At 47.7% G+C, this 12,430-nt stretch carries 12 protein-coding genes; 3 read left to right on the forward strand and 9 right to left on the reverse strand.

Annotated features, from left to right (window positions below):
- Window positions 1-6: 6 nt before the first annotated feature.
- From BGO59_RS07540 to BGO59_RS07550, 3 genes are all read right to left on the reverse strand, one after another.
- The gene (locus tag BGO59_RS07540) at window positions 7-2,106 is read right to left on the reverse strand and encodes a cytochrome c biogenesis protein CcdA (RefSeq protein WP_293682796.1); all 2,100 of its coding nucleotides are present in this window, start codon (window positions 2,104-2,106) and stop codon (window positions 7-9) included.
- Window positions 2,107-2,251: 145 nt separating this feature from the next.
- Entirely contained in the window at window positions 2,252-3,085 is an 834-nt protein-coding gene (locus tag BGO59_RS07545) for a phytanoyl-CoA dioxygenase family protein (RefSeq protein WP_293682798.1), read from the reverse strand.
- A 157-nt stretch (window positions 3,086-3,242) separates the two neighbouring features.
- Window positions 3,243-3,539: a hypothetical protein gene (locus BGO59_RS07550; protein ID WP_293682799.1), complete on the reverse strand. Its 297-nt coding sequence runs from the start codon at window positions 3,537-3,539 to the stop codon at window positions 3,243-3,245.
- 298 nt (window positions 3,540-3,837) lie between these two features.
- Here BGO59_RS07550 and glyA point away from each other — a divergent pair, with 298 nt between their 5' ends.
- From glyA to BGO59_RS07565, 3 genes are all read left to right on the forward strand, one after another.
- Window positions 3,838-5,127 (forward strand): serine hydroxymethyltransferase, encoded by a 1,290-nt coding sequence (gene glyA / locus BGO59_RS07555; RefSeq protein ID WP_080059067.1) that lies wholly within the window; start codon window positions 3,838-3,840, stop codon window positions 5,125-5,127.
- 92 nt (window positions 5,128-5,219) lie between these two features.
- Window positions 5,220-6,077: a twin-arginine translocase subunit TatC gene (gene tatC, locus BGO59_RS07560; RefSeq protein WP_293682802.1), complete on the forward strand. Its 858-nt coding sequence runs from the start codon at window positions 5,220-5,222 to the stop codon at window positions 6,075-6,077.
- A gap of 75 nt (window positions 6,078-6,152) precedes the next feature.
- Window positions 6,153-6,374: a hypothetical protein gene (locus tag BGO59_RS07565; RefSeq protein ID WP_293682804.1), complete on the forward strand. Its 222-nt coding sequence runs from the start codon at window positions 6,153-6,155 to the stop codon at window positions 6,372-6,374.
- 27 nt (window positions 6,375-6,401) lie between these two features.
- On the opposite strand, the gene BGO59_RS07570 is transcribed toward BGO59_RS07565, so the two are convergent.
- The 6 genes from BGO59_RS07570 to BGO59_RS07595 form a co-directional block, all read right to left on the reverse strand.
- Window positions 6,402-7,748: a DUF58 domain-containing protein gene (locus BGO59_RS07570; protein WP_293682806.1), complete on the reverse strand. Its 1,347-nt coding sequence runs from the start codon at window positions 7,746-7,748 to the stop codon at window positions 6,402-6,404.
- Between the two features lie 61 nt (window positions 7,749-7,809).
- Window positions 7,810-8,169 carry a DUF1016 N-terminal domain-containing protein gene (locus BGO59_RS07575; RefSeq protein ID WP_293682808.1) on the reverse strand — a complete coding sequence of 120 codons (360 nt, stop codon included), beginning with the start codon at window positions 8,167-8,169 and terminating at the stop codon, window positions 7,810-7,812.
- A 6-nt stretch (window positions 8,170-8,175) separates the two neighbouring features.
- Entirely contained in the window at window positions 8,176-8,985 is an 810-nt protein-coding gene (locus BGO59_RS07580) for a tetratricopeptide repeat protein (RefSeq protein ID WP_293682810.1), read from the reverse strand.
- Window positions 8,982-10,097, reverse strand: coding sequence for a hypothetical protein (locus BGO59_RS07585; RefSeq protein ID WP_293682812.1), 1,116 nt, complete (start codon window positions 10,095-10,097; stop codon window positions 8,982-8,984). The genes BGO59_RS07580 and BGO59_RS07585 overlap by 4 nt, the downstream gene beginning before the upstream one ends.
- A 24-nt stretch (window positions 10,098-10,121) precedes the next feature.
- Window positions 10,122-11,096 carry a MoxR family ATPase gene (locus BGO59_RS07590; protein WP_293682814.1) on the reverse strand — a complete coding sequence of 325 codons (975 nt, stop codon included), beginning with the start codon at window positions 11,094-11,096 and terminating at the stop codon, window positions 10,122-10,124.
- 120 nt (window positions 11,097-11,216) lie between these two features.
- The gene (locus tag BGO59_RS07595; RefSeq protein WP_293682816.1) at window positions 11,217-12,425 is read right to left on the reverse strand and encodes a DUF4350 domain-containing protein; all 1,209 of its coding nucleotides are present in this window, start codon (window positions 12,423-12,425) and stop codon (window positions 11,217-11,219) included.
- Window positions 12,426-12,430: the final 5 nt, after the last annotated feature.

Here is a 12,430-nt window from a genome sequence, read left to right on the forward strand (position 1 = left end):
ATTACATTAAAACTTCGCTTTTCCCGAATCCAGAAACGCGACAAAGTTGGCCACGTCGCGGTCATAATTCTTAGGCGGTACCAGCAACTTACCTTCGCTATTGACCAGGCAGTAATGCGGTTGCGCGTTGTTGTTGTACTTTATAATCTGTAGATCGGCGTTTTGGGAGCCAATCGTCTTCTTCACTTTCTGGTCATAAGTCGACGTGTACCACTCCGATTCAGGCAGTTCGGTCTTGTCGTCTACGTAAAGGGCCAGCATCACAAAATCATTTTGTAATCGTGACAAAACGGCCGGGTCCGACCAGACGCGCGCTTCCATTTCACGACAGTTGACGCAACCATGCCCGGTGAAGTCGATAAAGACGGGCTTATTCACCTTTTTGGCATACGCCAAAGCCTGCTTATAGTCGAAGAACCCCTGCAAGCCGTGTGGTAGATGGAAAAGATCGGCGTATTTAACATTCTCCGTAATACCAGCCCCTGTTGGGCCACTCACCGCTGTTCGCTGCCCATGCAGATTAAAGTCCTGAGAGGTTTCTGGAGGTAAGTAACCCGAAAGCGCTTTCAAGGGCGCCCCCCACAAACCTGGAATCATATAAACTACAAATGAGAAGGTTACAATTGCTAACAGCAGTTTCTGAACGCTAATGACTTTCACTTCGCTATCGTGCGGCAGTCGAAGTTTACCAAGGAAATAAAACCCGATCAGTGAGAAAATTACAACCCAGATAGATAGGAATACTTCTCGGTCCAGCAAATGCCAATGGTAAACCTGGTCGGCTACGCTCAGGAACTTAAGCGCCAGCGCAAGCTCCAGAAAGCCCAGAACTACCTTTACGGAATTGAGCCATCCACCCGAGCGGGGTAAGTTTTTGAGCCATTGCGGAAACGCAGCAAACAACGTAAACGGCACCGCAAACGCCGACGAAAAAGCGGCCATGCCCAGAATTGGTTTTACAACCTCACCGCCTGCCGACGCTACCAGCAGACTACCCACAATTGGGCCCGTACAGGAGAATGAAACCAGCACCAGGGTAAAGGCCATAAAGAAAACGCCCAGAATACCGCCCTGCTCCGACTTTGCATCCGACGCATTGATCAGCGAGTTCGGTAATACAATCTCAAACAAGCCCAGAAACGAGAGGCCAAAAATGAAGAAGATGGCAAAGAATAATACATTCGGTATCCAATGCGTACTAACAAAATTAGCAAACGCCGGACCATTGAATCGGGATACCACCGTACCTACCAACACGTAAATGCCAACAATAAACACACCATAAAGCAGTGCTTTCCACTGCCCCCCCTTTTGGTTGGTAAAGAAGCTAACCGTAGCCGGAATGATGGGAAATACGCAGGGAGTCAGCAAGGCTACTAAACCCGACAGAAAAGCCGCCAACAGAAAACCACCTAACGATTCGCTGGCTGCCGATTTCGGCTCGGTCAATGAAACCTCTGCTTTGGGAGCCAGATCCGTGGTGGTCTGATCCAGTTGCTTTGACGCTTCCGCTACCATTGTCGTCGATGCAGGGGCACTAGCCACAGCAACCGTCTCGGTCGTTGGCGTAGTAGCTACTGAGGTTGCTTTAGGTGTTTCGGCTACTGCTGTCGTTGTACTCGTGGGGCTGGCTGTGACCTGTATGCCTGTGAACGAAAAATTATCATCGCCCGGAATGCATTGGCCGTCTTTATCGGTACAGGATTGAAAACTGACTGTCCCCTCAATAACGGGCTTTTCGGCTAAAATCTTCACCCGTTGCGAAAATTGGGCCACACCATGCATCACGTACGTATCGCCTTCAAATACTTCTTCGTACTTGGTTTCGACCTTACTGATTGGTTTTACTTTCCCAACCAACTCATAGGTTTTGTTCGGAGTAAACTTAAACTCTGTTGGTAGAGGCCCTTCAATTTTAGGGTTTACATCGGACGAATAAATGTGGAAGCCGTCTTTGATCGCTGCCGAGAATCGAAGCTCAACAACGTCGCCTATTTTGGCCGATGACTTCGTGGCTTTATAGCTCCAGGTGACTGGCTTAAGTAATTGAGCAAATGTTGCCAGGGGAAGCAGGAGCCCCACCACAAGCGTAAGAATAGATTTCATACCACTCCGGGTAAATAATGGTTCTGTTTTAGAACAGAAATACTGCAAAAATATTTCCATTAAATAAGAATAGTCGTTAATCGACGGTGATTTTGCTCATTTCACCTCGACTAACGACTAGTAAGTAGTCTGAATCGCTTGTACGTTACCGACTATAAAGTACAGGATTCAATTCATCCTGAGGCTGGCTCCCAACTGGTAAACCTGCCAGCCAAGTAATATGATCGGCTATCTGATATTGATTTCGCGGCTGGCTAATGATCTGATCTTTATCCATATAAATCATGGTCATTACCTTACGAGGGCGATCTGACAGATTAGGACCAGCCCGGTGAAATGTCCAGCCAGCATGGTAACTAACCTCACCCAGCTCAAAGGGTGTATCGTTCATACTGAAATTCTGGCGTTGTAGTTCGTCGGCCAGAATCGTCTCACTTTCGTCACTGATTTCAATATCACGCCCAATTTCAACGTGCTGACTTCCTTCGGCAAAGGCAAGCGGTCCCATTTCCATAGGCGTCTCCTGAAACGGAATCCAGACAGTAACCGTTTTTGGCGATGCCAACGGCCAGTAAAATTGATCGGCATGCCAGGGCGTAATACCACCCGAAGGTTCCTTATACAAAGCCTGGTCATGATAAAGTCGTACCCCATCTACTTCCATCAGGTCTGCGGCTATTTTGGCTAATCGCTTCGAAAAAACGAACTCTTTAGCCTGTTCATCTTCCCGCCAGAGATTCATGATTTGCAAAAACGCCCGCTCATAGGTCGTACGCTCTTCCATAGGTTTAATGAGTGTATTGAGCCGAAAAACTAAATCGGTTATGATCGTCCCATAATAGTCCAGCACAACCGGGCTTAGTACATTTTTCAGCTTTACATACCCATTTTTCCGGTAAAATTCGATGGCTTCCGGGCCAATCGTATACGGTTCATCAAGTTGACTCAGCAAGAGAGATTTGTCTGCCAGCGCTTCCATAGGTTTAGCGAAAAATAGATTAGACTCATAAGACAAAATAGAGCCCCGTCTACCATTCAGAAAATCCGTTTTGCTGCCTATAACCAGTCAAAACAAAACTTCCCGAAAGATTGGGCCTTTCGGGAAGTTTAACTCAGACATTATCATCAATCACTACTTATTGCCAATGACCTTCTACCCAAACTGGGCCACGACGGGTTTGTTGCCAATGCCCCGGCGACCAGGCCGTATACCGTCCGGGAGCTGGCCGATACGAGCCCCCTACCCAGCGGTAATCCCGCCCCCGACGTACATAGTGACCTGGAACCCAAACGTGGCGGGCCGAAGGTGGTGGAGGAATCCGTTCGACACGTGCAGCCGGAGGTCCCTGTACGGTGGTGGTAGCCGTACAGGCCGACACCAGTGCCATACACACAAAACTGACTACTGCCAATACATTTCTTTTCGTTTTCATAGCGTTAAATACTTGAATTATATAACATTACACTACCAATGAAAACCAACTATATAGTGTTTGTACTCGTTGTTCTTTTTAATCAGATTATAAGTTGGCTAAAAGGTTTAATCAACAACAAAACTCGTCCTTTGAATCGCCCAAGCGGTTTTGTTGGTTTTGTCAGGAAATTCTTCCTTTTTTCACCATTTTCCGCCGTACCTTTGCACTATAACTATCTGGCTGTTCGCACATTTACAACTATTGACTTTATTAGATCGAACCAGCAGATAACCAACACAATAAATCGCTCATTCTGATGACAACCGCTACCACCACCCGCGATACGCAGGTGTTTGATCTGATTGCGAAAGAACAGCACCGGCAGGAATCGGGTATTGAATTGATTGCTTCTGAAAACTTTGTGTCGCCCGCCGTGATGGAAGCGGCTGGAAGCGTTCTCACCAATAAATACGCCGAAGGCTTGCCCGGTAAACGGTATTATGGCGGTTGCGAAGTAGTTGACCAGATTGAGCAAATCGCTATTGATCGGGCAAAAGAACTGTTCGGTGCTACCTGGGTAAACGTGCAGCCACACTCGGGCGCGAACGCTAACACCGCTGTGTTTCTGGCTTGTTTGCAACCCGGCGATACCATCCTGGGTTTCAACCTTTCGCACGGTGGTCACCTTACCCACGGTTCACCCGTAAATATTTCTGGTAAATACTTCCGGCCAACATTCTACGGTGTGGAGCAGGAAACCGGCGTCATTAACTACGACGTCGTAGAAGAAACAGCCAAGCGTGAACGTCCCAAAGTTCTGATCTGTGGTGCGTCGGCGTATAGTCGCGACTGGGATTATGCCCGCCTACGTGCCATTGCCGACGAAGTTGGCGCTTTGTTGCTGGCTGATGTTTCGCACCCTGCCGGCCTGATTGCCAAGGGATTATTAAACGATCCACTCGCTCATGCACACATCGTAACGACTACGACGCACAAAACCTTACGGGGCACACGTGGCGGCATTATTATGATGCGGAATGATTTCGAGAATCCATTTGGTATTAAAACACCGAAAGGCGAAACCCGTCTAATGTCCTCACTGCTCGATTCAGGTGTATTCCCAGGTACGCAGGGTGGTCCACTGGAACACATTATTGCGGCCAAAGCCGTTGCTTTCGGTGAAGCGTTGAGCGACGATTTCTACGATTATGCTGTTCAGGTAAAAGCCAATGCGCAGGCAATGGCAGCCGCTTTCCTGAGCCGAGGGTATCAAATCATTTCGGGCGGCACCGACAATCACTTGATGTTGATCGACTTACGTTCGAAAGGACTAACCGGAAAACTGGCCGAAAATACACTGATCAAAGCCGATATTACAATCAACAAAAACATGGTTCCGTTCGATGATAAATCGCCGATGGTTACGTCGGGGATGCGCGTCGGAACGGCAGCTATGACCACACGCGGCCTGAAAGAATCGGACATGGAGCAAATTGTCGTATATATCGACAAAGTGCTGATGAACCACGATAACGATTCGGTTCTAGCTACCGTTAAAGAAGAAATCAACGAGTGGATGAAAGCATTTCCGCTCTATAAAAGTTAATTGTGAATGATTGAATGATAGAATTAGTTAATACCTGCTTATGTGTTAATTAATTCTATCATTCAATCATTCAATCATTCGCAATTACAACAATGCCACTCGACCAACTGACTGACGAAGAGATTGATTCTGAAGGTAAAGAGATGTCCTTTCTGGACCATCTGGAAGAACTGCGCTGGCACATTATCCGCTCGGCCGCAGCCATTCTGGTATTTACGATTACGGCCTTCATTTTCATCGACGATATTTTTGAATATGTGCTGCTGGGCCCTGCCAAAACGGACTTCTGGACGTATCGACAGATGTGCAAACTGGCTGATATTACGGGCTATGCCGATTTGTGCGTTAAAAGTCTGACGTTTAAACTACAGGCGCTGGGCTTATCGGATCAGTTTACGATGTCACTCACCTCGTCGTTTTTTGTTGGGTTAAGCTTTACCTTTCCTTATGCCTTCTGGGAACTGTGGCGCTTTATAAAACCTGGTCTTCGCCCGGTTGAGAGACGCGCTGCGCGAGGAGCCGTTTTTTATGTATCGTTACTGTTCGCTCTTGGCGTACTGTTTGGCTATTTTATCGTATCTCCGCTGGCAATCAACTTCTTAGTCAACTATACGCTATCGAGTAAGATTGAGAACAACATCGACATTACGTCCTATATCTCGGTTATTGTGACGCTGGCGTTGGGTTGCGGACTCATCTTCCAGATGCCGATTATTGCCTTTGTGCTGTCGAAAGTTGGTGTTCTGACACCTGCTTTCATGCGCGAATACCGCAAGCATGCCTGGATTGTCATTCTGGTCGTAGCGGGGGTTATTACTCCCTCGCCCGATATTTACAGTCAGGTGCTGGTTGCCTTACCGCTTGCCCTTCTTTATGAGATAAGTATTGTGGTTTCGGGAAGAGTCCAGCGTATGCGCGAAGAAGACCGGAAGGAGTTAATGAATTCGTAAATAAAGCGCCTTAACCAAAAGCCCTTTCTGCGGAGAGGGCTTTTTTGCTTTGCCAACCTACCAGAAGAATAAACTATGCCCCAATACGATTTCCGGAAATATCATTACCGCTCTATCAACGCGGCCACTGATGCCGAACGAGCGGCCATCAATCAGGAATTGAAAGAGTTGTATGCGTCTTTACCTGAAGATGAAAAAGAAGATTTTAATCGACAATTACAGACTTTCCTGGCTAAAGAAATGGGCCGATTGAAAACCGATTACGAGTCCGTCAAAGGAAGCCTGGGCGATAATTGATAGATATAGCTGTCCAGAATACAGCTATCAAATCATACCCCTTGCCTTCAGTTCCAGGTACTTATTGACCGTGTTAGCTGTCAGGTTTTGCGGAGCGGTCAGAATCGTCTGAATACCATATTGGCTAAGCTCTTTTACGATCTGACGTTTCTCAAAGGCAAACTTTTCGCCAATGGTTTTGAGGTAAATATCTTCCGTATCCGCAGCCGATTCGGTAAGTAAAGCGCGTAGCTCGGTGTTTTCAAAGAAGATGACCAGCAACAGATGATCTTTAGCCAACCGACGCAGGTAGGGCAATTGCCGATGCATGCCACTTACGGTCTCAAAGTTGGTAAATAGCAGCAACAGACTCCGCTGGCGAATGTGCGTCCGAACACTTGCATATAGGTTTTCGTAATCGGTTTCCAGAAAGCGGGTCTTCTGCCGATACAGTAATTCCAGAATTTTCAGCATCTGTCCCGACCGACGGTCAGCAGGCAAAAGCTGGCCGATATGGTCGGAAAACGTCAGAATACCAGCTCGATCCTGCTTCATAAGGGCGATATTGCTCAATACCAGGCTGGCATTGATCGCATAGTCGAGTAGTGTTAACCCGTCAAACGGCGACTGCATCACCCGACCTTTATCAATCAGGCAATAAATCGGCTGCGACCGCTCATCCTGAAAAGCATTGATCATCAGCGATGTGCCTTGGGAGTCACTCCGACGAGAGGTAGCTTTCCAGTTGATGGTCCGCACATCGTCGCCGGTTGTATAAGGACGTACCTGTTCAAACTCCATGCTGTGGCCAATTCGTCGGATTCGCTTCACGCCCACTTCGGTCAGGCGATTGGTAGCGGCCAGGAGTTCATACTGCCGCATCTGCAAAAACGACGGATACACGGCGACCATTCTACCCTGTTCAAACTGATACCGCCGTTTCAATAAACCCAGTGGCGACATTACAAACACATTGACGGCTCCAAAACTATACTCGCCCCGACGGGTGGGGCGGAGTTCGTAACGAATCGCCTGCGTCTCGCGTGGGTTCAATCGAGCCATAAACAACACATCACGTCGTTGGAACTGGAACGGAATTTCATCGATCACCTCTACATCCGCCCGGAATGTATAGCGATTTTCGAGGTAAATCGTCAACGGATTCTCATCGCCATTTGATAAACGGTCGGGCAGTTCACGGCGGGCAAAAAAGGCCGCTTTCTGCCGAAACAACAGCCCTGCATCGATTGCTATTAATAAGATAAAGACAGCAAAAACGACCTGCATCAATGGAAACAGAATTGGAAACGCGTAAGCCGCTACAAACAATAAAACAATCGCAATCAAGCTAAACCACAAGCGGTTGGCGATAAACAGGGCGCGGATGGATTTCATTTTATTCGGCGGTTTTGTTGCAGTAACTGTTTATCACGTTCTATTTCGGCCATTAATTTCTCTACGGTAGATAAAACAGTTTGTATTTCGAGGCAAACAACTGTTGGGTTCCATTCAGAACATGACTCCAACTTAATTCGTCATACACTGCGTGACGAATTGGAAAAGCCTGATAAACAAGCCGCGTGTATTTTAGATTCGTCTCCGTAAATCCCTTTCCAAAACCCTGAGTCAGCCATTCGGCGAGGTACTTAAGCAGGCAACTTCCGTATTCGGCCTGACTGTTGCCCCTTTGTTCTTCTTCAACAATGAGCTGGCCAATGTGCCAATATGCTTCAACCATACCGACATTAACGACACGATACGCTTTCTGGCAGCCCTCTTCCAGAACGGTTTTTATTTGCTCGTAAAACGTAGTCATAAAAAGTTACGGTTTTAGTTGCCGAACGGCTTCGTCAATTTCTGGCTCGTAAACCGGGTTAAAGTCATCTTCCTGATAATCGCCCGTTCGTTCGGCACGAAGGGCCTTAAAGAAAAACGATGCATCCTGGAAAGCGGTTCGGGCTTCGGCAATCCGATTGAGTTGTAGCAAGGCTCGGCCACGATGATAATAGACGAGGGCACTACGGGGAAAATTCTTAGTAGCCTTTTCCAGATCGACCAATGCCTTTTCTGCCTGATTGGTAGCGATATAACTAACCGCCCGGCTCACGAAATGCTTGTAGTTAACCCATTCGGCACCGTGCTTTTCGGCTAAAGGATCGATGGCTTTCGAAAATTGCTCGATGGCTTTTTCCTGATTACCCTGACTTCGGTACGCCAAGCCTCGCAAATAGCTGACTGGGTTATACCCTATAATGTCATCGAAATTCGGCGTCAACGCATCGTACGCATCGAAGTGAGCCAGCGCACGGGGGTAGTCCCGCAACTGCGCCAGGTAAAGCTCACCGACGGTGCCGTGTTCTTTGGGGTAAAGTGCCGTTGTTTTTTCGAGCCAGACGATGGCTTGTTCATAGTCACCTCGCCACACGTAATTGAACGCCCGAAAACGATAGTTCTGCGCACTAGCCGATAAAGTGTCCAACCGAAGCCGTTCCCGTCGTTCCCGGAAGAAGAATTGGGGAGGCACAGTCCGATTAGCAGCCAGCATCGAAGAGAATGATTGAAGGAATCGTTCGCCATCCTGCGCCCAACTTATCAGCGGTGATAGCAGAAAGAAAAGCCATCGTCCTTTCATGGCAATAATTCAGTTATACGCCCTTCTTTAAGCCGAAATGTAAGCGAAACCCACAGATCCAGCGGCCAGTCGCCAGGGCGCTCAGGTTCCCGAAGCGATGCATCAGTAGCCACATAATTCTGACAAATTGCAATTAGTTGGCTAGTAATTTGAGGAGCGAATGATTTAGGGCAATAGTCTTCACCAAAGCTGTTGAGGGTTATAGCCCCTTTTTCACCTTCGCAGTTGACGGCAAACTGAATCTGTATTAAACCGGTTTCGCTTTCCCGTTGAACGGGTTGATACTGTTTCGTCACAAAGGCAAGTAGGTCGTATCGTTTCTGTCCATGCGTTAACGAACGCTCATACCAGGTAGGGCGGAAACAATTGCCACAAGCCTGAAAACCACTGGGGCGGCAGGAATCGCCAGGGAATAGTTTTCTGACGAACGTAAACCGTTCAGTAGATACAGCCCGTCCGTTCCAGCCAATCGCTTCTAGCTCATTAGGCTGTAGCGAGCGGAGTTGCCAAAGTGGTTTATACCCTCTGAACCGATTGTACTGATTACCCCGAATGACGATGAATACCGATTTACCAAACCGAGCCAATCGCCAGAAGTGGGCCGTTCGCTGCTTCGTTGTGCGGTTTTCAAGGCTCACTTTTCCATTGGCATAAAAGGCCATGACCAGGCTATCTGACTGCCAGACTCGCCCACTTAATTGTTGGTAAGCTCGAGTCGAATCAACGGGAATATCAGTAAACCGCCGAAGCACCATCGGATAGTTTTTACCTATTCGCAGCAGATCGTTCTGTACGGTCACCAGTTTGGGAGCAAAGTGAACGGTATCGAACCGTACAATTTCTCCATGAATAGCCCAACTCGACACCTGCTCCTGCGCCGATCCATCAACCATTCCCAAGTGATATATACTATCGGCATCCAGCCGGATATAGTTGGGTAATGGGCAAACAAAATCAATGTCCTGTTCGGTATGGACGCCTATCCAGATTCCTACTAGCTGTTCGTAGGTAGGCGTAGGTACCTGAGCATAAGCATGCACAATGAATAATGGATAATGAGCAATGACTACCAATAGGCAGAGCAATCGACTTTGCCATTCCCTTTTATTCATTATCCGTTGTGCCTTGTTCATTTATCAACGCGGTACTTCAATTTTTTGCACTAACTGAGCAACCACTTCATCGGCTGTACCGCCTTCCATTTCGCGTTCGGGAGTCAGCAGTACGCGGTGGCGCAATACCGGTGCGGCCAGCTCCTGTACATCTTCGGGCGTAATAAAATCGCGTCCTCGTAAGGTAGCCAGCGCTTTAGCACTATTTAGCAACGCTACAGAAGCGCGAGGAGAGGCTCCCAGGTACAATGATTTGTTGGCACGTGTAGCCTGCACAATCTGCGCGATATAATTGAACAATTTGTCTTCAACATGCACCTGATGCACCTGGCTGCGTAGAGTTGCCAGTTGATCGGCCGTTAAAACAGCGCTGACGGCATCGATGGCCGCAGCCAGATTCCGACGTTCGTGGTGCCCACGCAGAATATCGACTTCTTCATTGACGGCCGGATAGCCAACTACGACTTTAAATAGAAAACGGTCGAGTTGGGCTTCGGGCAACCGATAGGTCCCTTCCTGCTCAATCGGGTTTTGTGTAGCCAGTACCATAAAGGGCTCATCGAGTGTGTAGGTAGTCCCATCGTTGGTAACCTGCCTCTCTTCCATCACTTCAAACAAGGCTGCCTGGGTTTTGGCCGGAGCCCGGTTAATTTCATCGATCAGCACCAGGTTCGAAAAAATGGGACCATGCCGAAACGTAAAGTCGCCGGTTTTGGGCATAAAGACCGCTGTACCGATCACATCGGATGGCATTAGATCGGGCGTAAACTGAATACGACTGAAGCCCACCGACATGGTTTTGGCCAGCAGTTTAGCTGTTAAGGTTTTGGCTACGCCCGGAACGCCTTCAATCAGTACGTGTCCATCGGCCAGTAGGGCCGTCAGCAGTAAGTCAACCGTCTGATGTTGGCCAACAATTACTTTACTAACCTCGGCCCGGATGGCGTCAACGGCCGTTTTAAGAGGGGTTAGGTCTAAGCGAGAATCGAATGTTTCCATAGGATGTCTGAACCGCTCCGGCGGCCCGGCGGGATTTAACTGATTTTAAGATTAATCTGATTTTGTTTTTCGCTTCTCTGAAGCACTGAGATCACAAAATCCTGCAAATCCATGAATCAGCTAAATCCCGCCGGGCCGCCGGAGCGGTTCTGATTGTTTAAATTTTTCTATTGCCCGGTTCAGGGTTAGCAAATCGAACTCAGAAAGTGAAATGCTCTTTTGTGCATTACGCAGGAGCATGACTAATTCCGACGTTTCGACTAATGAAACGCCACTTTTCCGGGCCAGGGCTTCTGTAAATTCTTTATCTAAACTAGTTGTATTGAGGCCATATCGCTCACGGATATCGGCTAGAAAATACTGAATTTTCTTCCGGGCCAGATTATCGTGGTCGCCCTGCTGAAAATACATCCGCCCTACCGTCTTCACAAAGTCGAGAGATGTATTTTGGGGCGCTTCTATCACCGGAATAATTCGTTGCTTACGTTTTCCAGCAAAGATGGCATAGGCTAACAACCCAATCAGAATGAGATAATAGGCCCAGTTCAAGGCTGGTTGTGAGCGAATGTAGCGGAAAATCGACTGCTGGTCTTCATTAAAACGGCCTTGTTTCTGATACTCGTCCCAATACGTCTGTTGCGCAGGCAAATACGAAAACGCCTTAAACGCATAGTCGGCTGTCTTCGTATCGAGCACGTAATAGTTGGTAAAGGCAAGAGGTAAATTATGAATGAAGAACGTTCCTTTACCAAACTGTACCCGGATAAAAACGGGTTCCTTGCGGGCATTACGTCCCAACACAATACTATTCTTCGGCTTCTTAATAACCAGAAAATTTCGTCCGTCGTCGTGAAAGAAATTATACCCGCCCGCTTTTTGCAGTTGCGGATTAACCAGATTCTGACGTAATGTCGTGTCGGCTTCATCCTGCTCTTTCAAATCTGCCTTAAACCCAAGCGTGTCGCCCAGCGATTCAGGTATCGTATAGGCCGAAATGAATACTGTATTGCCCCGTTTTACATAATCGAGCAGCCGCAATTGCTCGATACTGTCGGCCTTAAATTCCTGACAGATAAATACATAGTTGCTTCGACCGGAAAACTTACTTTCTCCCAGAAAATTATAAATAGGTAAGCGTACTGTTTGTAGAGACGATTGCGGCAGTGCATCGGGCAGTAATTCAAACAATGCCTGCGTCCCAAACGGAATTTTGTCGTCATTCTGGTAGGTTGGCGACCAATCAATCGGTTTTGGACGATAATACTCAAAGAGCATATATGCCAACACCGTAGTTAATAAAATCAGTAGGTATTTATTCGGTTTTCGCAAGATGT

This window comes from Spirosoma sp. 48-14 (assembly GCF_001898575.1).
In the GTDB taxonomy this organism is placed as follows: domain Bacteria; phylum Bacteroidota; class Bacteroidia; order Cytophagales; family Spirosomataceae; genus Spirosoma.

Coding starts and splice junctions, on each gene's coding strand:
- BGO59_RS07540 (WP_293682796.1), bottom strand. CDS start 2,106: ATGAAATCTATTCTTACGCTTGTGGTGGGGCTCCTGCTTCCCCTGGCA.
- BGO59_RS07545 (WP_293682798.1), bottom strand. CDS start 3,085: ATGGAAGCGCTGGCAGACAAATCTCTCTTGCTGAGTCAACTTGATGAA.
- BGO59_RS07550 (WP_293682799.1), bottom strand. CDS start 3,539: ATGAAAACGAAAAGAAATGTATTGGCAGTAGTCAGTTTTGTGTGTATG.
- glyA (WP_080059067.1), top strand. CDS start 3,838: ATGACAACCGCTACCACCACCCGCGATACGCAGGTGTTTGATCTGATT.
- tatC (WP_293682802.1), top strand. CDS start 5,220: ATGCCACTCGACCAACTGACTGACGAAGAGATTGATTCTGAAGGTAAA.
- BGO59_RS07565 (WP_293682804.1), top strand. CDS start 6,153: ATGCCCCAATACGATTTCCGGAAATATCATTACCGCTCTATCAACGCG.
- BGO59_RS07570 (WP_293682806.1), bottom strand. CDS start 7,748: ATGAAATCCATCCGCGCCCTGTTTATCGCCAACCGCTTGTGGTTTAGC.
- BGO59_RS07575 (WP_293682808.1), bottom strand. CDS start 8,169: ATGACTACGTTTTACGAGCAAATAAAAACCGTTCTGGAAGAGGGCTGC.
- BGO59_RS07580 (WP_293682810.1), bottom strand. CDS start 8,985: ATGAAAGGACGATGGCTTTTCTTTCTGCTATCACCGCTGATAAGTTGG.
- BGO59_RS07585 (WP_293682812.1), bottom strand. CDS start 10,097: ATGAATAAAAGGGAATGGCAAAGTCGATTGCTCTGCCTATTGGTAGTC.
- BGO59_RS07590 (WP_293682814.1), bottom strand. CDS start 11,096: ATGGAAACATTCGATTCTCGCTTAGACCTAACCCCTCTTAAAACGGCC.